The organism is Alcaligenes sp. RM2 (genome assembly GCF_052931795.1).
The window spans coordinates 311,550-332,677 of the sequence record NZ_JBRFIO010000004.1 but is presented as its reverse complement, the minus strand read 5'-3'; the positions used below and the strand labels follow the sequence as shown (position 1 = coordinate 332,677).

The window sequence follows — 21,128 nt, the reverse complement described above, 5'->3', positions numbered from 1 at the left end:
GGTCCAGGAGGCTGCTTATGATTGCGGCAGAAGGCAGATGTTATGCCCTCAAGCTATTTGCAGCCTGTTAATAATCAAGTTATCGGTTGCCCGTCCCGAAGATTGTCACGGACATGACATTCGACCTTTATCGAGGGTTAATCCTCATGCATGTTGTAGATGCTTTATCGGAGCGAGCCGCCTGGTTTCGCTTGTTGACACCCGAGCTGCAAGAGCGTGTCCGCCGCGACACACTGATCACCGCATACGAGGCCGGGGCCATCGTCGAACGCAAGGGAGAACGCGCCACCGCGTGGATTGGCGTGCTCTCGGGTTTGCTCAAAGTGTCGGTGGGAAATTCCGAAGGCAAGATCGCTTCCATGACCGGGGTACCCGCCGGTGGCTGGATAGGCGAAGGCTCCTTGCTGAAAAACGAAGAGCGCAAATACGATGTGGTCGCCTTGCGCGACAGCCAGGTGGCCCGCTTGCCCGTACACAGTTTTAACGATTTGCTGGACCAGAGCATTGCTTTCAACCGCTACCTCCTGCATCAGCTCAATGAACGCGTGGCGCAATTTATCGGCAAGGCGGAATACAACAGCCTGTCTACCCCCGATGCCCGCGTGGCACGCTGTCTGGCAGAGCTGTTCAACCCGCTGCTCTACCCCGGAAAAGGTCTGCGCCTGGACATTACCCAGGAGGAGATCGGCTACCTGGCGCGTGTGTCGCGCCAACGAGCCAACCAGGCCCTGCGCCAACTGGAAAACGAAGGGCTGTTGTTGATCAAGTATGGTGGCGTCCAGGTGCTGGACCTGGACGGTCTGAAACGTTACGGCGATGAATATGCCGCCTGATTATGCGGCCACTTTCGACCGCATCAAGGTCAATCCATACGGATGCCCGCACGCTCGATAACCGTGGCCCATTCAGCGCGTTCACGCTGGGCGTAAGCCTGGAATTCATCGGGCGTCATGGGCATGGGTTCCACCCCCATCTCGCGAATACGCTGATCCAGCTCGGGCGTTTTCAGGGCCTGCATCAAGTCCTGGCTCAAGCGTTGACGGGCGCCTTCGTCCATCTTGGATGGGCCCACCAAACCTTGCCAGGCATAGGCGTAGAAGTCGGCAATACCCGCTTCGGCCATGGTTGGCACATCAGGCAACAGACTGCTACGCTCGGGCGTGGCAACCGCCAGCACCCGCAATTTGCCGGCCTTGATGTTGGATAGCGCTGCGGCGGAATCCACAAAGGACATATCCACCTGACCGCCCAGCAAATCCTGAATGGCGGGTGCGGCTCCCTTGTAAGGCACGTGCACGATCTTGGTGTCCGTGCGCTGCTTGAACATCTCCAAAGCCAAATGGTGTGGAGAGCCACTGCCAGCGGACGAGGACGTCAGCTTTTCAGGTTGTTTACGCGCTGCTTCCAACAGATCGGCCACGGTTTTATAGGGCGACTCCTGTGGCACTGCCAGCATCAGGGGGAAGCGGGCCAGACCGCCCACATAGGTGAAGGCAGCCGGGTCATATTGCAGCTTGCTGTACAAAGAGGAGTTAAAGGCCAGTGTGCCCGAATCAGCCGTGCCTACGGTATAACCATCCGGCTTGGCGTTGCTGACATAGGTCGCGCCGATAATGGTGGCGGCCCCCGGTTTGTTTTCCACAATCAAGGTCTGGCCCAGGCTGCTTTCCAGCTGCTTGGCGACCAGCCGGGCAATCACATCTGAACCGCCGCCTGCGGGATAAGGTACTACCCAGGTGACGGCAGACTGGGGCCAGTCTGCTGCCAAGGCCGTTCCTGTCAGGCTGGCGCTTAGCAACAGCACACCGGCTCCAAAGTTCTTCCAATGCATGATGTCTCCTCCATGCGTGTAGACAGCGCTTTTGGCGCTATTTTTTTAAGTTTTAAGCTTCCCGTCCGGGATGCGCAGAGACATTATGCGCGGACAGCCCTGCACAGGGCATTAGTAACGATGCGGATATCGATTAGCTGTAATCGCGTGCGCCAAACAGGGCCGAACCCACTCGCACTTCAGTGGAACCTTCCTGAATCGCCAGCTCGAAATCACCGCTCATGCCCATGGACAGGCCTTGCACCTGTTCATGGCCCAACTCCACCAGACGATCGCGCCACTGGCGCAGGCTGGCAAAGCAGGCGCGGACTGCCTGGGGGTCATCGCTATTGACGGCCATGGTCATCAGACCACGGACCTTCAAGGTATCGAGCGAACGCAGGGACTGCATGAAGGCGGGCAGTTCTTCAGGGGCCAAACCAAATTTGCTGGGCTCGGGCGAGGTCTTGACCTGGATCAGCACGTCCAGGCTACGCTGCTCGTTTTGCAGGTGTCGATCCAGGGCCTGAGCCAGGGACAAACGGTCCAAAGACTGTACTTCGCTGGCCAAGCGTGCAATATCTTTGGCCTTATTGCTCTGCAGATGGCCTATCATCACCCACTGCACCGCGCGATCGGCCAGCTCTGCCTGCTTGTCTCGAATCTCCTGAACCTTGTTCTCGCCCATTCGCGACAGGCCCAAATCCAGGGCTTGAGCCAGCACGGGCACAGGAAAGGTTTTGCTTACCGGTAAAAGAGCCACCGCATCAGCAGGGCGGCCGGCCTGCAAGCAAGCCTGTTCGATACGTTGGCGCAATTGCGCCAAGCGACCAGAAAGGGAAGAGTCAGAAGAAGCCATCAATGCACACGCACCCAGATAAAACCATCGCAAACGCTGCAAACACAACAGCGGCCATTTCCGATAGCATAACTGTTGCACACGGCCACCGCTAAGCCCATCCACAGCGTGTTTGCCAGGTTCTGCGTCTGTGCGCAATCACACGTCTTCACTGTGTACTCGTATCCCGTTTCCCAACCTTATCGAGGAGCTCATGACAGATCGTCCCACCCATGCTTTGCCGTCATACCTGAACGCCGACGACGTCGGCCCGTGGGGTATTTATCTCGAACAAGTGGAGCGAGTCACTCCGTATCTGGGCAAACTGTCCCGATGGGTTGAAACACTCAAGCGCCCCAAGCGCACGCTGATTGTCGACGTACCCATTGAACTGGATAACGGTACCGTGGCCCACTTCGAGGGCTACCGCGTTCAGCACAATACTTCCCGTGGCCCAGGCAAGGGCGGCGTGCGCTACCACCAGGATGTCACCCTGTCCGAAGTGATGGCTCTGGCTGCCTGGATGTCGATCAAATCGGCTGCCGTGAACCTGCCATTTGGCGGTGCCAAGGGCGGTATTCGTATTGACCCGCGCAACCACTCCCAGGCCGAACTGGAGCGCATCACCCGCCGCTACACCAGCGAAATCGGTGTGATTATTGGCCCCAACAAGGACATTCCAGCCCCGGACGTGAACACCAACGCCCAGACCATGGCCTGGATGATGGACACCTACTCCATGAATGTCGGTGGCACCAGCACCGGCGTGGTCACCGGCAAGCCTGTCTCCCTGGGCGGTAGCCTGGGCCGTGTGGAAGCCACTGGCCGCGGCGTGTATACCGTGGGTTGTGAAGCGGCCCGCGACGCCGGTATCGACCTGAATGGCGCCCGCGTCATTGTGCAAGGCTTCGGTAACGTGGGTGGCACCGCTGCCCGCCTGTTCCAGGAAGCCGGTGCCAAAGTGCTGGCCGTACAGGATCACACCGGCACGGTATACAACCCCAACGGTCTGGACGTACTGGCCTTGCTGAACCACATGGAACAGCACAAAGGTCTGGCCGGAGCGCCCAATGCCGAGGCCATTTCCAACGAAGACTTCTGGCATATCGAAACCGATCTGCTGATCCCGGCCGCGCTGGAGGGCCAGATCAACAAGAACAATGCCGACCGCATCCGCGCCCGCATTGTGATCGAAGGCGCCAACGGCCCCACCACCCCGGAAGCCGACGACATCCTGAACGACAAGGGCGTGATCATTGTTCCGGACGTGGTAGCCAACGCCGGTGGCGTAACCGTGTCCTACTTCGAATGGGTCCAGGACTTCTCCAGCTTCTTCTGGACCGAGGACGAGATCAACAACCGTCTGGAAATGATGATGCGCTCGGCCTACACCACGGTGGCGGCGGTTGCCAAAGAGCACAACGTCACCTTGCGTACGGCTGCCTTTATCGTGGGTTGCGCCCGCATTCTGGAATCTCGTCAGGTACGCGGCCTGTATCCATAAACTCATAAGGCGGCGTACCCGGTTTATGCCGCTTTTTATGAGCAAAATACAGCGCTTGTGCAAAAAAAACAGGGGGAAAGCGGTAGAATCGGGGCATCCAGGATATGACACCCGTATGAAACCCTTACCCCCTTTCTCTTTGACCGCAAGGACGTTGCTGTGAATAACAATGACCTGAACGCGGCGGTCCAGGTACGCGACATCCACAAACGCTTTGGCACCAACGAGGTGCTCAAGGGCATTTCCCTGCAAGCTCACAAGGGCGACGTACTCTCCATTATTGGAGCCTCCGGCTCGGGCAAGAGTACCCTGCTGCGCTGCATTAACCATCTGGTCGTCCCCGATCAGGGCGAAATCCAGATCGGCAATGACATTTTGCGCAGCCATCGCAATCGCAAGGGCATTTGCCAGACAGACAATCCGCGCCTGCTGGAACAAGTCCGCGCCCGCTTGGGGATGGTGTTTCAGAACTTCAATCTGTGGTCGCACCGCACGGTGCTGCAAAACGTCACTGAAGGCCCCATCCACGTCAAAGGCCGCCCGGCCCGTGAAGCGGCTGAATACGCCCGCGAACTACTGGGCAAGGTGGGCCTGAGCAACAAATGCGATGCCTACCCGGCCGAATTGTCCGGCGGTCAGCAGCAACGCGTGGCCATTGCCCGTGCCCTGGCCATGGACCCGGATGTCTTGCTGTTTGACGAACCGACTTCGGCGCTGGACCCGGAAATGGTGGGCGAAGTACTGCGCGTGATTCGCCAACTGGCCCAGGAAGGCCGCACCATGATCCTGGTCACCCACGAAATGAATTTTGCGCGTGACGTCTCTTCCGAGACCATTTTCATGCACAACGGCCTGATTGAAGAACGTGGCCATCCCAAAGATCTGTTCGATAGGCCACAATCCGAGCGTCTACAGCAGTTTCTACAACCAATGCAGTAAGATCATCGCTTCGTGAATACGACACCGGCTGGAAAACCAGCAGGGCCAATACGGCTCTGACCAGCCTATCCACAAAGGAGAGCCAGACCATGAGTTTCCTCAGCAAGACCCTGATCTGTGCCAGCCTGGCCCTGTTGGGCTCCCAGGCTGCAATGGCAGACACCCTGAAAATCGGTACCGAAGGCGGTTACCCACCATGGAGCATGGTGGACGCAGCCGGTAAAGTCACCGGCTTTGACGCCGACGTGGGCGCTGCCCTGTGCAAGGAGCTGAACAGCGATTGCAAATTCATCGTGCAAGCCTTTGACAGCCTGATTCCTTCGCTGGATGCCAAACGCTTTGACCTGATCATCTCGGGTATGTCCTACACCCCCGAGCGTGCCAAGCGCGTGAATTTCAGTATTCCTTACGCCGTTGAAGACGCCATTTTCGTTCTGCCCAAGAACAGTGAACTGGTCGGTGCCGACAACGAACAAGCTATTTTTGATGGCCTGGCTGGCAAAACCATTGGCGTTCAAGGTGGCACCACTCACGGCGCTTTCCTGTCCAAGAAAGCCCCCAAGACCACCGTCAAGAACTACGAGACCCTGGACCAGATGCAAATCGATCTGGACGCCGGTCGTCTGAACGGCACCTTTGCCGACCTGACCTCCCAGTCCAAGTTCCTGCATAAAGTCGGCGAGGACAACTTTGCACTGTCCAAGCTGGTCATCAAAGGCTCTTCCGACCCTGAAACTCTGGGTTATGGCATTGCCGTCGGTATTCACAAAGACAATGCAGAACTGAAAGCCAAGGTTGACGCTGCCCTGTGCAAGCTGATCGACGATGGCACCGTCAAGACCGCCAGCGAAAAGTGGTTTGACATCGACATCGCCAACTACGAGATCTGCAAGAAATAAGTCGAGAAGTACCACTTGATGCTAGAGACCATTTTTAATGTGCTGCGCGAAGGCTGGGGCTGGATGTTCCTTCGCGGAGCAGCAATGACCTTGCTGATCTCCGTTTTGGGCATGGCCCTGGGCGTAGTCATTGGGATTACAGGAGCCAGCATCAAGACCAACGGGCCACGCTGGCTGCGTGGCCCCGTTAGCCTGTACACCACGGTTGTTCGCAGTATCCCCGAGCTGCTCATCATCTACCTGCTGTTTTTTGGCTCGGTCCAAGTCGTCTCCGATCTGGCCGATTTCATGCGCATGGAAGATGTGATGACGCGCTGGTTCCCCGCACTGGTCGGCATTTTGGCCATTGGCCTGATTGCAGGCTCGTACAGCGTGGAGGTGTTTCGCGGTGCCTTGCAAGCCATTCCCGAAGGCCAGATCGAGGCCGCCAAAGCCATTGGCATGTCCCCCTGGCAGCGCCTGCGCCGCATTATCCTGCCGCAAATGTTCTGGTACGCCCTGCCCGGCGCCAATAACGTCTGGCAAACCGCACTGAAAGACACGGCTCTGATCTCCCTGGTGGGTCTGGTCGAGATCATGCGGGCGGCTACTCTGGGTGCCGCCAATACACGCGAACCCATGGCCATGTACCTGATTGCAGGCGTGCTTTATTTTCTGATTGGTGCCTGTAGTCAGGCCCTGTTTTTGCTGGCCGAACGCTATACCGGCAAAGGCATGAGAGCCCAGGCATGATTGATCTGGAATTATTCAATACCACCGTTGAAACCCTGTTCAAGGGGTTCGGCATGAGCGTCTATATCGGTCTGTGGGGCATTGTGCTGTCGCTGTTCATCGGCCTGTCACTGGCCCTGATGCGCCAGTCCCATAGCCGCATTTTGCGCAGCTTTGCCTTTAGCTACAGCACGGTATTTCGTGGCACCCCATTGCTGGTGCAGTTGTTCCTGCTGTACTACGGTGTGGGCACCCTGAGTTTTGTAAAGGACTCACCCACGTTGTGGTGGCTGTTCAGCGACGGCATGCGCTGCGCGATTCTGGCCATTGGTCTGAACAGTGGCGCCTACGTCAGTGAAGTCTTCCGGGGCGGTTTTCAGGCTGTGCCAGTGGGCCAGATCGAGGCAGCCAAGTCCATCGGCATGTCCGCCTGGATGCGCTTTCGTCGCGTGGCGTTTCCTTTGGCGATTCGCCAGGCCTTGCCCGCATACAGCAATGAAATTGTGCTGGCCATCAAAGGCACCAGTCTGGCCTCGACCATTGCCGTCATGGACCTGACCGGTCATGCCAAACGCTTGATGAACCAGAACTACGCCATCATCGAGACCTTTGTTATTGCGGGTCTGCTGTACCTGCTGATCAACTTTACCCTGCTATCGGTGGTGCACCTGGTCGAGCGCTGGTTGAAAGTGCGCCGTTAAACCGGCGCCACCCCAGGCTCTCCGCACCCCCTAGCGCAACAACTGGACGCGGAGCACCCTCACATGCCGACTCGCCCCAAACTGGCCCTGGTAGGCACCGGCGGCACCATTGCCGCCACAACCCAATCCAATCTTGGTCTGACGGACTACGACATCACCCAGGGCGTAGAAACGCTATTGCAAGCCGTGCCCGGTATCACCGAGCTGGCCGATCTGGAGTGCCATCAGATTTTCAACGTGGACAGCCGGGCCATGGGCTCGCTGATGCTGCTGGAGCTATCCCACAAGCTCAATGCTCTGCTCGCACGACCGGACATCAACGGCGCGGTCATTACCCACGGCACCGATACGCTGGAAGAAAGCGCTTTTTTCCTGCACCTGACCCTGAAAACCGACAAACCCGTGGTTATGGTGGCGGCGATGCGCCCGGCTTCGGCCTTGAGTGCCGACGGTCCGCTGAATCTGTATCAGGCCGTGCAAGTAGCCTGCTCTTCGCTGGCACAGGATCAAGGTGTACTGGTACTGCTGAACGACCAGATACACAGCGCCCGTTTCCTGAGCAAACAACACACCACTCAGACCAGCGCCTTCGGTTCACCCGATGCCGGCCCCTTGGGTCTGGTTGCAGGCGGGCAGCCGCGCTTCATGATGCGTACGCTGCTGCCCCATACGCACAGCAGCCTGTTCGATGTGCGCTCTTTGCACAGCCTTCCTAAAGTGCAGATTTTTTACGATCACCCCGATACTTTGGCCGAACTGTACCGCCACGCCGCACAAAGCGGTGTGCAAGGCATTGTGGTGGCGGCGACTGGCAACGGCAGCCTGACCCCCGGAGCCTTGGAAGGTGTCAGCCGGGCACACCGACTAGGCGTGGTGTGTGTGCGGGCTTCTCGCATCCATGCAGGACCTGTGACAGACAGTGCGTATGACCAGGATCACAACACCATTGCCGCGCATTACTTGCCTGCTCAAAAGGCCCGAATTTTATTAATGCTGTGTCTGGCTGCTCAACTGGAGCACGATGAGATAGAGGCGGCTTTCCGCGACTATTAAGGTTCGGGCTTTCGCCATCGTCCCTTGGACTAGCTGGCTAGATAAAGGGCACCAGCAGCAAGACTGGCTGTGGCTGTGGCTGTGGCTGTGGCTGTGGCTGTGGCTGTTCGACAATAGCGTACTCAAGCGCAATGCCAATAGGCTCAAGCCAATTCCAGCTGCCGCTGACTGCTGAGGCGTCTTTGCTCACCCGTTATGGGGTCCACAAAGGCAATGTGCCGAGCCAGCAACTGCAAGGGCTGGCTGAAGTCGTCCGCGTCACGCTCCGGCAAAAGCTCAGGGTAGAACACATCATTGATGATAGGTGCCCCCAGGCTGCTCAAATGCACGCGTAACTGGTGCTTGCGGCCACTTTTGGGACGCAGGCGGTACAAGGCCAGCTCCTGACCCTGCTCAGCCTGCCAGTGGCGTTCGCAAATAATTTCGGTGCTGCTATTGGCCTCGCCCTCAACCTCACACATGACAAACTTGCCGGGCACTTCTTTCATGCAGCTGCTGTACAGCAGCCCATTTGCCAGCTTTTCCTGAAACGGCGCGACCGCTTCATATTCTTTCTCGATCCCGCCCTGCTGAAACAGGGACTGGTAGGCCCCGCGAGCCGCAGGATCACGACAAAACAGCAAGATACCCGCCGTTTCCCTGTCCAGCCTGTGAATGGGGCTGATGCCATCCTCTCCGAAGTCCCGCCGCAGACGAGTCAGCGCAGTTTCGTACAAGTAGCGACCGCCCGGCGTTGTAGCCAGAAAGTGCGGCTTGTCCACAGCAATCAGACGCTCATCCGCGTATAGAACGGGCATATCGAAAGGGACGACCGCTTCGTTTTCCACCATGCGGAAGTACCATAACCAACGATCGGGCTGATAAGGCGAACCAAAATGTTGCGGCACCCCGTCCTGATCCAGAATATCGCCTCGTGCCAGTCTGTCCAGCAGGACCTCGGGGCTGACATGAGGGAAGCGTTCCAGCAAGAACTCCTCCAGCAAAAGCCAGGGCCCGCGTGGGCACCATACCTTGCTGGGGCTGACCCCATTGCGCGAAGGCAGGGGCGGCACACTTGTTATTGGTGTCATTACAAAAACAAAATAGATAGAAAATGGCCCGCTATTGCAGCGGGCCAGCCATCCAGTGGCATCAGTGTACTATCAGCCGCCGCCGAGGCTGCTGGCTCGATCAACTCTGGACAGCACCTTGTGGGGCGGCATCATGACGGATCCGGCGGCCTTGCCTTAACCACAACCAGAGCAGAATCAGAAAAGCAGGAATATAAACCCAAAACTCGGAAGGACGATCTGGATGTGGCACTTTCACCTGTTGAATATCCCAGCCCTGCTCCCATCCGGCCCGCCGCGCTGAACTGCCAAAAGCCACCGAGGCAATTTGCGCCGTATCGCCGAAAGCCATCACCGTCAGCCCAGCCTGAGACAAACGCTTGCTCGCCGCTGCCAAGCCGGCCGCCCCATCTCCTTGCGGCAAGCCGGGCAATGATACAGCCACTGTTTTCTGCAAGTCTTTACCCTCCAGATTCATCCCCGCTAGTTGCACCACCAGATTGCCTCCGTCTGGCGTGTTCTGAACAATCTGCATCAACTCTGACGCGGGGCGACTCTGGTACTTCTCGCTGATATGGTCCATGAACCAGTCCGGTCGGAACAGCATGAACGTCACCAACAGGAGCAAGACGGTCTCCAGCCAGCTTGTTTTGATGCGCAGCCATCCCATGGTTGCCGCCGCAAATGTCAGGGAAGCCACGGTCGCTCCCACCACGACCATAATCAACTCCCAGACACCATGTATGCCGATCAACAAGAGCATAGGATTGAAGATGAACATGAAGGGCAGCACGGCCGTACGCATGGCATAGGTCACGCCCTGCACCCCTGTCTTGATCGGGTCCTCCCCTGAAATGGCAGCGGCTGCAAAAGTGGCCAAGCCCACAGGCGGGGTGATGTCCGCCATGATCCCGTAATAAAACACGAACATATGGACGGCAATCAGCGGAATGATCATGCCGCTTTGCGCCCCCAGCTCCACCACCACCGGCGCCATCAAGGTCGCCATCAGAATGTAGTTGGCAGTGGTAGGCATACCCAGGCCCAAAACCAGACACACAGCGGCGGTAAAAAACAGCATGACCAGCACATTGCCCATGGAGACCAGCTCCACAAAAGCTGTCATGCGCAGGCCCAGACCCGTCAAGGTGATAGCACCCACAATCAAGCCGGCCGTCCCGCAAGCAATGCCGATGCCCACCATATTGCGGGCACCTTCCTGTAGCCCCACCCAGACTTCACCGACGCCTTGGCGCAATGGCTGAGCTGTCGCCTGCTTGCGGAACCAGGCAATGATGGGACGCTGGGTTGCCATCTGGAACAACATGGCCACAACGGCCCAGAAGGCCGACAGGCCCGCAGACATCACTTCTACCGTCAGACACCAGACCAGAATGCCGATAGGGATCAGAAAATACAAACCGGCTCGCACCGTTGGCCACGGTTCGGGGCGCACCGGTGTGTTGACATTGATATCGGTGGGCAGGTCCTCGTGGTCTGCAGCCACTTTCAGCAAAAACACATACAGAACCAGCAGCAGGAACAACAAAATCCAGATAGCGGCGGCACCAGCTACCGCCTGAACCCCTACGCCTATCCAGTACACCAGTCCCATCACAATTAAAGTACCCGCCGTGCCCATGCCCCAGCCGGCCAGCTTCTGCATGAACGTTCTGGGTTTGCCCGATGACATCATCGGCTGTATTCCCAGCTTGAGCGCTTCCAGATGCACGATATAAAACAACGCGATATACGAAATGACCGCGGGCAGCAGCGCATGTCGAATGATGTCGGTATAGGGAATGCCAACATACTCAATCATCAGGAAGGCCGCCGCTCCCATGACAGGCGGCATGATCTGGCCATTGACGGAAGACGCCGTTTCAATGGCCCCGGCCCGAATACCGCCGTAACCGGCTTTCTTCATCAGGGGAATCGTGAAAATACCGCCCGTCACCACATTGGCAACGGAGGACGCAGACACAATGCCATTCACCGCCGAGGACACCACGGCAACCTTGGCAGGCCCACCACGCAAATGCCCCAGCAAGGCAAACGAGACCTGCATCATGTAATTGCCCGCCCCGCAACGATCCAGCAAGGAGCCCAGCAATACAAAAATAAAGATATAAGAAACCGAAACGCCCAGTGCGACCCCATAAACCCCTTCGGTAGTCAGCCACATATGCGAGACCAGGCGCTGCAATGAAGCACCACGATGAGACAGGGCATCCGGCAACCAGGGGCCGAGAAAAATATAAGCGATAAAGATCAGTGCCAACACGGCCATCGGCGCACCCAAAGAGCGACGTGTAGCCTCCAGCAACAACACCAGGCCAACACTGGCCACGACCACATCCATTGTGGTCGGGATGCCTGGGCGCATGGCCAGTTCTTTATAGAAAAAGAACAAATATGAGCCGCAAAAAGCAGCGATCAGAGCCAGGACCCAGTCATGAATTGGAATACGGTCCCGAGCCGACTTTTTGCGGGCAGGGAAAGCCAGATAGGCCAGAAACATGGCAATGCCCAAATGCAGGGCACGCGCCTCAGTGTCATTGAAAATGCCCATATTCAGGGCAAAGGGCAGCGGGGAAGCGTACCAAAGCTGGAACAAGGACCAGCCTATGGCCGCCAGAAACAAAACCATGCCCGCTGCGCCCGCAACAGTGCGCCCGCCCCTGTCTACGTCTGCAACCAGCTTTTCCAGTTCTGCCGTTTCATCCTGTGTCAGGGCGACGTCCGGCCCCATTTTCTTCTGTTCTTGTTGTGTCATTTGCATATATCTCCAGGAAAGTCTGGTTTGAAGCGCCGATGCAGCCGGGTCAAACGACCAGGCACCGATCACCTGGGCCAGGCAGCCCAGGAACTCCAAACCAGAAGCAAGACCACTGCCGGTGCGGTGGCACTTGCGACCAGGCCAGCGTAGCCAGCCTGGTCAATATCAGGCCGCCTTACAACAGCCCTTTTTCCTTGAAGTACTTTTCAGCCCCTTTGTGCAAAGGAGCAGACAGGCCGTTCTTGACCATGTCTTCTTTTTTCAGGTTTGCCAATGCAGGATGCAAACGCTTGAAATCATCAAAGTTGTCGAACACGGCTTTGACGACGTTATAAACGGACTCTTCAGGGACATCCTCTGACGTCACAAAGGTCGCTAAAACACCGTAAGTTTGGACATCGTCTGGGTTGTTAGGATACAGACCACCCGGAATGACGGCCTTGGCATAGTAAGGATAGGTTTCGACCAGTTTTTCTACAGCAGGCCCCGTCAGAGGAACCAGCTTGGCGCCACAAGATGTGGTCGGGTCCTGAATATTGGCCGAAGGGTGCCCGACTCCATAGATGAACCCATCAATCTTGCCATCACACAGGGCTGGACCATGTTCGTCCGGGCGCAGCTCGGAGGCCAGCGAGAAAAAGCTGTTATCCAGGCCCATTGCCTGCAGCAACTGATCCATCGATGCTCGTGTGCCCGAACCCGGATTGCCTACGTTAAACCGTTTGCCCTTGAAGTCGTCAAAGGTACTGATATTGGCTTCTTTGCGCGACAACACCGTAAAGGGTTCGGGATGGATGGAAAACACCGAGCGCAGCTTGGTGTAGGCACCGCCGTCCTTGAACTGCCCTTCGCCGTTATAGGCGTTGTATCCCACGTCGGATTGCACCACCCCCAGATCCAGTTCGCCCGCCTTGATGGTATTGACGTTAAACACCGAACCGCCGGTAGACTCGACAGAGCATCGCACGCCATCGGTCCCACGGTCTTTATTCACCAACCGGCAAATAGCTCCACCGGCCGCGTAATACACCCCTGTCACCCCACCCGTTCCGATGCTGACAAATTTTTGCTGGGCACTGGCCGGCAAAGGACTCAATAACATGGCACATAAAGCGGCGGCTGTGCTTGATGCCAACACCAGTTTCTTACCTGTTTTCTTTGCAGTGTGCTTCATCTTTTGTCTCCCTTGGGGTGGACCCCATTTGAATTGCCGGAATGCCCGGTTTACTTTCTATCGTGGTGCTCAAGGCGGATTAGTGACAGCAACATCACCCTCCTGCCAATAAATCTCCTGACGGCGAAATGAGGACTCCAGCTGCGCAAGACGCTCTACTACTGTCTTGCCGCCCTGTGCAGCGATACGAGCCAGCAGATGTTCGGCTACGGTCACAGGCCCTACCAAGGAATGAAAAAAGCTGGCCATGGGCTGCTTGCCCGTATGAGGATCAAACAGCAATACATGCTTGGCACCTTGTGCAATGGGTGACAAGACGCTATCGGTCAGGGCCACCACGGTCGTGCCACGCTCCACCGCAGAGCGAACGCTGTTCACGACGGCCTTCACATACGGGGCCTGGCTGATCACAAGCAGCACACCACCACTTTCCAGGCCAGTTTCCAGCTCCACCAATACATCTGCGGCTCGGTTAAGCAGCACCCCGTTGCCACACATCAGTTGATAGGCGTAATGCATCTGGAAGGCGCAGGCAAAGCTGGCGCCCGCCCCTAGAAAGCCAACCTTGGGTGCCGCCAGAATGGATTTGGCACACGCATCCAGACTGCCCGCCGGGTTAAGCCGAAGGACAGACTCCACGGCTGCCTCCTGCTGCTGGCCCAAGGCCTGGGTCTGCTGTTCTGCAGCGCGACTACCTTGCAAGGATTGAGCCCGCGAAGCCATGGTGTCGTCATTGCGATGCAAGGCTTGTTGAAACGGCGCCCGGAAACGGTCATAGCTGTCATAACCGGCAGCCCGTGCCAAACGCAGCATCGTGGCGGGAGCCACTGACAAGGCCTGAGCTTGCCTGCGCATGGACCAAAGGCTGACCTCAACAGGATGGCGTTCAACCCACTGGGCAGCCCGAAGCAACTCAGGCGTCAGTTCTGGCAAAATGCGTTGCAGTCGCAGCAAAGGTTCCATTCGGCTTCCATCGACGTTCTGCTGGAAATAAAACGAATGGTAATCTGAACCGACTAAAAAAAAACAAGTGTTTTCCTAGGGTTTGCCCGCAAACTATCCGACACGTAATCACTTGTTTGTCGGTGAAATGCGCCCCACCAGCTTCTGCCGTCAACGCTGCCGCGCTAACGTATATCAAAAAAATCGTAGCGTTTGTCTGTGTAAGAACGCTGGATATCTACCTGCTCGACCTGGGCCTGTTCAGGGCCAATATGCAGCCAGCTAACCATCTGGTCAATCGCATCCGTACTGCCCTGCAACACCAATTCAACCGACCCATTGGCCGCGTTACTGACCCAACCTTTGACGCCGTATAGATGAGCATGGCGCAGCGCACTTGCCCGAAACCCCACCCCCTGCACCCGGCCTTTAACACACACTTCTACCGTTTCACAATCCGCCATTAGCCTGCTCCCTGCTATTTGTGCCCGAAATGTGGCAGCATCCGCCCCGCATCTCAATATTCAGTTAAATTAGTCGCATCATTGTTGCATGACCGCACCCGCCCCCGATTACCTGCTTTGTGCAGCCTCTACCCTATGAATTTGCCCCGCCTTTTTACTCTATCGCTGCGCAGGGCAATGTACGTGCTAGGCATGCTGGCCACTCTGGGTTTCGTCGCCCCCGCCGCCCATGCTGCACCGCATTCCCAGCAGCATATTGTGCGCGTGGGTATTTACGAAAACCCACCCAAACTGCTGCTGGACAGCCAAGCCAGGCCCGGCGGCATCATGGGCGAACTCCTGCTGGAGATTGCCAAGCGTGAAGGCTGGACTCTGGAAGCCGTGCAATGCGACTGGCAGCAATGCTTGAATGCCCTGCAAAATGACTTGCTGGACATTGTGCCCGGCCTGGCTTATTCCCCTGAGCGCGCCGCCCTGTACAGCTTTCACAGTCGCGCCGTGCTGGAGGACTGGTCTCAGATCTTCACAGGTAAAACCACCCATATCGGTGCTCTGAACGACTTGAATGGCAAGCGCATTGCTGTCATGAGCGGCACCCTGCAACTAACCCAGCTCTACAATATTTTGCAGAAACTGGAGTTGGGTTCCAGGCTGGTCATTACTGACTCCCAATACAATGCCCTGAAACTGGTCCAAAGCAAACAGGCCGACGCCGCCGTAGTCGGCCATTTATTTGGAGTGCGCCATGCGGGCGAGCATGGCCTGAAAACCGCCCCCATCCGGCTGGAGCCAACCAATACCTACTTTGTCACGGCCAAGGACCGCCACCTGGACCTGCTGGCCGCCATTGATACTCACATCAAGCAATGGCAAGACAATAACGACCCGTTTTACACAGAAACACTGAACCAATGGGGCCTGCGCCTGATCGAGAAACCGACCAAGCCCTGGATTATCCCCGCCTTGCTGACACTGGGTGTCTTGCTGACCATTGCCCTGCTGACCGTCACCCTGATGCGCATTGGCCTGCGTCGTCAACGCAAGAAACTGGTCCGTACCGAGCACCATCTGCATACGGTACTGGATGCGATTGATGCGTACGTCTACATCAAGGACGATCAGTTTCGTTATCAGTACGCCAACCGCAAGCTGTGCGAAGACCTGAACTACACGACCGTCAGCATTGTGGGCAAAACCGACCAGGATTTGTACGCCAACAAACAAACTATTAACGAGTTCCGCCATAACGACGAGCAGGTGCTGTACAGCGGTGAACGCCTGGCCGTGGAAGAAGTGGTACGCGACCGGAAAGGCGATATACGCGCCACGTTCTTTTCCATCAAAATGCCGGTCAAAGACCCCGAGACCCGGCAGACCAGTCTGTACTGTATCTCCACGAATATCTCGGCCCTGAAAGCCACGCAGTCAGAGAACTACCGGCTGGCTTTCTATGACCCGCTCACCGAGCTGCCCAACCGCCGCCTGCTGCTGCAGCGTCTGGAACGTCACCTGCAGACCATAGAGCCGTACAAACGACCCGGTGCGCTGTACTTCCTGGATCTGGACCGCTTCAAGCACATTAACGATGCACGAGGGCACGCGATTGGCGATGCCTTGCTGCGCAAAGTCGCGCGCCGCTTGTCCTTGATGATTGATCCCCAGGACATCGTGGCCCGCCTGGGCGGAGACGAATTCGTCATCCTGAAAATCCTGCATCCCGGCACTGTGCGCGACTGCTACAAAGAAGCACTGGAATTTGCTGAACTGGTACGCACCCGTCTGGAAGAGCCCTACAGCATCGAAGGCCACTCCTACCTGAGTAGCAGCAGTATCGGCCTGGCGCTGATTACCGACAGTACGCTGACCTCTGAAGACTTGATGCGTCAGGCCGACACCGCCATGTATCGCTCCAAGGAGAATGGCCGCAACCAGATCACCTTGTACGAACCTGGCATGCAAGAGGCGCTTGAAGAACACCTGAGCCTGCAGCACGACCTGCGATTTGCTATTGGTTCGGATCAGTTGCGCCTGTTTGTCCAATCCCAGTACGACAAGCAAAACCGCATCAGCGGGGCCGAAGTGCTGCTGCGCTGGCTGCACCCGACACGCGGCATGCTGACACCCAACCTGTTCATTCCGCTGGCCGAAAGCACGGACTTGATCACCCCCTTGGGCGACTGGATCATGGCATCCGTCTGTGATCTGCTGCTGCAGACCCAGGAATGCAGCTTCCCCATTTCCATCAACGTCAGCCCGATTCAATTCCGCCGCCCTGACTTTGCCCGCCGTACACGCCAGATCCTGGAAACCAGCGGCGCACCGGCCCATCGCCTGATCTTTGAAATCACCGAGGGCGTGCTGATGGAAGACTTTTCCTCCGCCAACTCCATGATGCGCGAGCTGAAAGACCTGGGTATCCGCTTTTCCATGGACGACTTTGGCACTGGCTATTCCAACCTGGCCGCCATCCGCCGCCTGCCTCTGTATGAGCTGAAAATGGACCGCAGCCTGATCCTGGGCGTACCCATGGAACAGGAAGCCAACGCCATTGTGCGCACGGTGCTGGCAATGGCAAGACAGCTAGGCCTGCATGTCGTGGCCGAGGGCGTGGAGAACGAGCAGCAAAAAGAATTCCTGCTGCGTCGCGGCTGCCATGCGCTGCAAGGCTATCTGTTCAGTGCACCGCAATTGGTGGAGCAGTGGCTGGAGCTTATTGAGCAGGATGATGGCGCTCAACCATAAAAGCCATCGACCGCACTAAACCAGCCTCAACGCCCCTCAGCCAGTTCAAAAACTCAACCCCAGGCGAAACAGCAAATAGGCCAAGAATAACGTCAATATTTGCATATCGTATAGCGATCATATACACTATACAAATGATTAAGAGCTTCCGACACAAGGGTCTTCAGGCTTACTTTGAAACCGGCTCCAAACCCGGCATTCAAGCCAAGCATGCTGTTCGCCTTCAGATTCAGTTAACGGCCCTGCACTCTGCTACTCAAGCGGAAGATATGAACGCCCCCGGATGGAAGCTCCACAAGTTATCTGGCAAAAACCCCAAAGGCCAATCTGTACAAGATCACTACACAATATCGGTTAGCGGAAACTGGCGTCTAACCTTTTACTTTGAAGGCGAAGACGCTGTTTTGGTGGACTACCAGGACTATCACTAGGAAAACATTATGCGTATGCACAACCCATCCCACCCCGGCCCAGTCTTGCGGGAATACTTGGGCGAACTCAGTGTCACTGAGGCGGCATCCCGCCTTGGCGTAACGCGTGCAGCCTTATCGCGCATTCTCAATGGTTCTGCCGGTATTTCGGCAGACATGGCCTTACGCCTGCGCGACGCCCTTGGAACCAGTGCCGAAATGTGGATCAACATGCAGTCCCACTACGATCTTTGGCAGGCAGAGCAAAAGCCAAGGCCCAAAGTCGTGTCCTTTCATGGACCTGCTCATGCCTGAGCGACGACGCGCGGAATAAACAATAAATCGATGTGAGCTACACGGCGTACTCGGACGCCATGTGCTTTTTCGGCCTGCAATCTACCCTATATCCTCAAGCCTGCTCCAGATTAGGTATCTGGCTCTTTGTCCTGAACTGGCTCTGCCTCTTCCGGCAAGACCCAATCCAGACGTTCGTGCTCTATATCCGTATGCAAGGGCTCAATGCCAGGTTGAGTGCGTTTAGCCCTGGCCGAGAGCTCGGCAAAGCGGCTGACTTTGCCGTACAAGCCTTGCTGGCCGGCCAGTGCAGTCACCGTGCTGTTGTAGTGTTTGCCCGCCTGCCCCAAGGTTTCGCCCAGCTTTTTCAGGCGCTCGGCCAGGATGGATACCTGGTTGTAGATATCACCTGCGCGCTGACTTAATTCATGGGCTTGCTCGTTGCTGCGCACCATCATCCAGATATTGGCTACGGTACGCAAAATAGGCAGCAAGGTTGTGTGCGAGACCATCAGGACGTTCTTGCCCAGGCCGTAGTCAAACAGGCCATGATGCTGCTGCAAAGCCTGCATATAGGCCGCTTCAATGGGCACGTACATGAACACGAAGCCGGGGCTGTTCAAGCCTGCCAAGGCGCTGTAATCCTTGGAGGCCAGATCATCAATATGATTGCGTAGCGCTTGCACATGCGCTTGCAGGCTTTGTTGACGTTCCTCGTCAGTCTCAGCGCGAATAGCGCGGTCGTAATCCACCAGGGATACTTTGCAATCGAGCACCAGATGCTTGTCCTGAGGCAGGTGCACCACGAAGTCAGGGTATCGCAAGCGGCCTTGCTCGTCGCGGGCCTGCCATTGTGTGTCAAAGTGGACACCTCGTACCAAACCGGCCACTTCCAGCGTTTTTTCCAGCTGAGTTTCACCCCAGTTGCCAGTAGTCTTTTTGTCGCCCTTCAGCGCCACCGCCAGGGAGTGAGCCTCGGCACTCATGCGCAGACCCATTTCCTGCATGCGCTGCAGCTCCAGACTCAAGGCAGTCTGGCCTTTGACGGATTCATCGTGCACTTGATTCACACGCAGCTGGAATCCTGCCAATTGCTCCCGGAATGGTCGCAGCATTTCATCCAAAGTGCGCTGACTATCCTGACGCAGGGTCTGTCCTTTAGCCTCCAGAATCTGCTGGGCCAAAGACTCGAACTGCAAACGCATCTGCTCGCGGCTATGCTCCAGGTCCTCTTGTATGGCCTGATTGCGCATCTCCTGAGCCTGCAACTGGGCATCGCGGCGTATCAGTTCCTTGTCCAGCTCCACTGCCCGGTCCTGCGCATCCTGAGTCTGCTCCTGTGCATGGGCCAGATCTTGTTCCAGACGTGCGCAGCGATCCGCCAAGGCCTGCTCGACAGGCGCACTCATGCGCGCCCTCAGCCACAGCCCGATCAGCAAACCCAGCGCCAAGGTGACCAGGGCAATCAGCACATCCAAGCCCCTCAAATCCAGCTCCATCCACCGTACTCCTGCCCAGCACCGCCCGCTCAGGAATGCCCTGGCGGGTCTGTCTGGCTAAGCCTGCTATTTAACCGTATAACGCTGGTAATTTATACACCCTTTTACAGTCTCTCTCGAAAGGGAGCGGGATGATTTCATCCAATCCGCATTCACATACCACCTTCAGCCATACAGTCACATCCAGATAAAACTGGACGCTAAATCCCGTATTTGGGGGACAAATCAGAAACGTCTGCTCGTTAGGATGGGGAGGTCTCTGATTTTTCTGTCTTGTCATGAACTGGATCAGCAATGCACGGATCGTGGCGATTTTCTCTGTCGTCTGCCTGCATATCGCCGCCTATGCCGTCCTGAACGCCGAGTTGGGCACCGCCAACTGGTGGAGTGGCAACCTTTACGATGCCGCCACCCGCTGGTGTGTGCCGGTATTCGTCATGGTCAGCGGCGCACTCTTGCTCGAGCCTCGTCCCCAGGAAGGCATGAAGCTGTTCTATCGGAAGCGAGCATCGCGCGTCTTGCTTCCGCTGCTGTTCTGGACCGCTTTCTACTTGGGCTGGACGGCCTTCAAGCAGCATTGGTGGACGCCGGACGCGGACCCCTATCCCTATCTGGAGCGGCTGCTACAGGGTCGGCCTTATTTCCATCTCTGGTTTCTGTACATGATTGTGTGCCTGTACCTGTTCACGCCCTTTTTGCGTCGCATGGTTCAGAACACCAACTTGAAGCAGCTGGCTGCGCTGACCGGAGCGGCCTTTGTGCTGTCCGCCCTTAGCACCCTCAGCAATCCGGACTTGAACACCCACTCTGCGCCCTTCTTTACCTGGTTCCTGTCCTATCTGCCCTATTTCCTGCTCGGTTACCTGCTGCGCAAAGTGCCGGCGAATGTGCCCCGCTGGCTGACTATCACGGTGCTGCTGGGCAGTATCATGGCAACGGCCTGGGGCTTTTATGCACTGGCTATCACGCACGATAGACAAACGGGTGCGTACTTTTATGATTACCTGAGCATCACCGTCATCCCCATGTCCATCGCACTGATTCTGCTGCTGCGTGACTGGGATCAGCCCTTGATCAACTCGCGTATCAGTGCCCATCTGGCGGAGCTGACCTTGGGGGTGTATTTGATCCACCCCTGGCTGATCGACCTGATGTACCGCTACCTGTTCACGGCACTGGATTTCAATGCGCTGTGGTCGATTCCGGTGCTGGCGGTAGCTATTTATGGGCTATCCCTGTTGCTGACGGCGGGCTTCAAAGCGACGCCGGTTTTGCGGGCAACCGTCTAAAAACAAATACGTCAAAAAAATGGGCAAGCTT

The 21,128-nt window shown here is 56.8% G+C and carries 19 protein-coding genes; 11 read left to right on the top strand and 8 right to left on the bottom strand.

The annotated features are described in order from the left end of the window. Positions 1 to 146: 146 nt before the first annotated feature. The gene (locus tag ACU6HM_RS15290; protein ID WP_009460136.1) at positions 147 to 833 is read left to right on the top strand and encodes a Crp/Fnr family transcriptional regulator; all 687 of its coding nucleotides are present in this window, start codon (positions 147 to 149) and stop codon (positions 831 to 833) included. Positions 834 to 862: 29 nt separating this feature from the next. Here the strand turns inward: ACU6HM_RS15290 and ACU6HM_RS15285 are convergent, their stop codons facing one another. After that, positions 863 to 1,831: a Bug family tripartite tricarboxylate transporter substrate binding protein gene (locus tag ACU6HM_RS15285; RefSeq protein WP_250756478.1), complete on the bottom strand. Its 969-nt coding sequence runs from the start codon at positions 1,829 to 1,831 to the stop codon at positions 863 to 865. Between the two features lie 133 nt (positions 1,832 to 1,964). Continuing rightward, positions 1,965 to 2,669, bottom strand: a complete 705-nt coding sequence (locus ACU6HM_RS15280; protein WP_031232795.1) for a YggS family pyridoxal phosphate-dependent enzyme — start codon at positions 2,667 to 2,669, stop codon at positions 1,965 to 1,967. Between the two features lie 193 nt (positions 2,670 to 2,862). On the opposite strand from ACU6HM_RS15280, the gene ACU6HM_RS15275 reads away from it, so the two are divergent. The 6 genes from ACU6HM_RS15275 to ACU6HM_RS15250 all read left to right on the top strand — a co-directional run bounded on the left by ACU6HM_RS15275 (position 2,863) and on the right by ACU6HM_RS15250 (position 8,455). Further along, entirely contained in the window at positions 2,863 to 4,152 is a 1,290-nt protein-coding gene (locus ACU6HM_RS15275; RefSeq protein ID WP_035268560.1) for a Glu/Leu/Phe/Val family dehydrogenase, read from the top strand. A gap of 159 nt (positions 4,153 to 4,311) precedes the next feature. Beyond that, complete coding sequence (locus tag ACU6HM_RS15270; RefSeq protein ID WP_009460150.1) at positions 4,312 to 5,091, top strand: ABC transporter ATP-binding protein; 780 nt, start codon at positions 4,312 to 4,314, stop codon at positions 5,089 to 5,091. 89 nt (positions 5,092 to 5,180) lie between these two features. Then, entirely contained in the window at positions 5,181 to 5,990 is an 810-nt protein-coding gene (locus ACU6HM_RS15265; protein ID WP_009460151.1) for a transporter substrate-binding domain-containing protein, read from the top strand. Between the two features lie 18 nt (positions 5,991 to 6,008). Then, positions 6,009 to 6,722, top strand: coding sequence for an ABC transporter permease (locus ACU6HM_RS15260; protein WP_009460152.1), 714 nt, complete (start codon positions 6,009 to 6,011; stop codon positions 6,720 to 6,722). After that, on the top strand, positions 6,719 to 7,402 hold the full coding sequence (locus tag ACU6HM_RS15255) for an ABC transporter permease (RefSeq protein ID WP_021447100.1): 684 nt from the start codon (positions 6,719 to 6,721) through the stop codon (positions 7,400 to 7,402). The genes ACU6HM_RS15260 and ACU6HM_RS15255 overlap by 4 nt, the downstream gene beginning before the upstream one ends. 63 nt (positions 7,403 to 7,465) lie before the next feature. Beyond that, a complete protein-coding gene (locus ACU6HM_RS15250) occupies positions 7,466 to 8,455 on the top strand; it encodes an asparaginase (RefSeq protein ID WP_009460155.1) in 990 nt (329 codons plus the stop codon). Positions 8,456 to 8,598: 143 nt separating this feature from the next. Here ACU6HM_RS15250 and ACU6HM_RS15245 read toward each other — a convergent pair whose 3' ends face one another. The 5 genes from ACU6HM_RS15245 to ACU6HM_RS15225 form a co-directional block, all read right to left on the bottom strand. Next, positions 8,599 to 9,525 (bottom strand): pseudouridine synthase, encoded by a 927-nt coding sequence (locus tag ACU6HM_RS15245; protein WP_254500077.1) that lies wholly within the window; start codon positions 9,523 to 9,525, stop codon positions 8,599 to 8,601. Positions 9,526 to 9,625: 100 nt separating this feature from the next. Then, a complete protein-coding gene (locus ACU6HM_RS15240) occupies positions 9,626 to 12,256 on the bottom strand; it encodes a TRAP transporter permease (protein WP_442893035.1) in 2,631 nt (876 codons plus the stop codon). Positions 12,257 to 12,458: 202 nt separating this feature from the next. Then, entirely contained in the window at positions 12,459 to 13,457 is a 999-nt protein-coding gene (locus ACU6HM_RS15235; protein ID WP_009460158.1) for a TAXI family TRAP transporter solute-binding subunit, read from the bottom strand. A gap of 69 nt (positions 13,458 to 13,526) precedes the next feature. Further along, positions 13,527 to 14,420, bottom strand: coding sequence for a MurR/RpiR family transcriptional regulator (locus tag ACU6HM_RS15230; protein ID WP_009460159.1), 894 nt, complete (start codon positions 14,418 to 14,420; stop codon positions 13,527 to 13,529). A gap of 164 nt (positions 14,421 to 14,584) precedes the next feature. After that, entirely contained in the window at positions 14,585 to 14,863 is a 279-nt protein-coding gene (locus tag ACU6HM_RS15225) for an acylphosphatase (RefSeq protein ID WP_009460160.1), read from the bottom strand. A gap of 192 nt (positions 14,864 to 15,055) precedes the next feature. On the opposite strand from ACU6HM_RS15225, the gene ACU6HM_RS15220 reads away from it, so the two are divergent. The 3 genes from ACU6HM_RS15220 to ACU6HM_RS15210 all read left to right on the top strand — a co-directional run bounded on the left by ACU6HM_RS15220 (position 15,056) and on the right by ACU6HM_RS15210 (position 18,330). Beyond that, a complete protein-coding gene (locus tag ACU6HM_RS15220) occupies positions 15,056 to 17,605 on the top strand; it encodes an EAL domain-containing protein (RefSeq protein ID WP_250756475.1) in 2,550 nt (849 codons plus the stop codon). Positions 17,606 to 17,739: 134 nt separating this feature from the next. Beyond that, positions 17,740 to 18,036, top strand: a complete 297-nt coding sequence (locus ACU6HM_RS15215; RefSeq protein ID WP_446764014.1) for a type II toxin-antitoxin system RelE/ParE family toxin — start codon at positions 17,740 to 17,742, stop codon at positions 18,034 to 18,036. Positions 18,037 to 18,045: 9 nt separating this feature from the next. Beyond that, on the top strand, positions 18,046 to 18,330 hold the full coding sequence (locus ACU6HM_RS15210) for a HigA family addiction module antitoxin (protein ID WP_026483809.1): 285 nt from the start codon (positions 18,046 to 18,048) through the stop codon (positions 18,328 to 18,330). Positions 18,331 to 18,440: 110 nt separating this feature from the next. Here ACU6HM_RS15210 and rmuC read toward each other — a convergent pair whose 3' ends face one another. Beyond that, positions 18,441 to 19,808: a DNA recombination protein RmuC gene (gene rmuC / locus ACU6HM_RS15205; RefSeq protein ID WP_446764013.1), complete on the bottom strand. Its 1,368-nt coding sequence runs from the start codon at positions 19,806 to 19,808 to the stop codon at positions 18,441 to 18,443. Positions 19,809 to 20,086: 278 nt separating this feature from the next. Between rmuC and ACU6HM_RS15200 the strand changes: the two genes are divergently transcribed. After that, on the top strand, positions 20,087 to 21,097 hold the full coding sequence (locus ACU6HM_RS15200; protein WP_446764012.1) for an acyltransferase: 1,011 nt from the start codon (positions 20,087 to 20,089) through the stop codon (positions 21,095 to 21,097). The last annotated feature ends 31 nt before the right edge of the window (positions 21,098 to 21,128 follow it).